Annotated in this window: 1 pseudogene; it reads left to right on the top strand. The window is 69.4% G+C overall.

What is annotated here, in order from left to right:
• Window positions 1-96 (top strand): annotated as a pseudogene (locus QCZ28_RS34405) (phytochelatin synthase); the annotation flags it as partial.
• Between the last annotated feature and the right edge of the window lie 649 nt (window positions 97-745).

Genomic DNA, 745 nt, shown 5'->3' with positions numbered 1-745 from the left:
ATCGCCGACTCCGCCAACCCGGACACCGCCTCCTACGAAACCACCGTCGAGCACCTCGCCGACTGGATCGCCACCCGCGGCTACGCCACCAGCTGACCCCCAACACCAACACCCCAGCACCCAGCACCCAGCTGAAGGGCCGGACCCCACCACGCGGGGCCCGGCCCTTCAGCATGTCCAGTCCGCGCCCCGTGCCCCGCGCCCCGCGCCCCGCGCCCAAGCGCCCAAGCGCCCAAGCGCCCAAGCGCCCAAGCGCCCAAGCGCCCAAGCGCCCAAGCGCCCAAGATCCTCACAACTTCCAGGATGTTGCTGCCTCAGACACGCGGGAGGCACCAACATCCTTGAAGTTGCGCGCATCATGGCAACGAGCGCGCCCAGGGCGAGCCCGTTGGTTGGGTCACGGATCCTCTGGAGCTGATGTCGTAGACGAATCAGCGTCGCGACGGCATCCAGGGAATCGCGGTGGCAGCACAGGTCCTGCTGCAAGGGCCTCGTGAGGGCAACACCGCACGCAGGCAACGCCGTGCGGGGGCAACGCGACGCACAGGCAACGCAACGCGCAGGCAATGCGACGCACAGGCAACGTGACGCACAGGCAACGCCGCACGCAGGCAACGTGACGCACAGGCAACGCCGCACGCAGGCAACGCGACGCACAGGCAACGCCGCACGCAGGCAACGCGACGCACAGGCAACGCCGCACGCAGGCAACGCGACGCACAGGCAACGCCGCACGCAGGCAACG

This window comes from Micromonospora sp. DH14 (assembly GCF_029809455.1).
Classification (GTDB): domain Bacteria; phylum Actinomycetota; class Actinomycetes; order Mycobacteriales; family Micromonosporaceae; genus Micromonospora; species Micromonospora parva.
The sequence above is the reverse complement of the archived record's forward strand: the minus strand, read 5'-3'. Positions and strand labels throughout refer to the sequence as shown.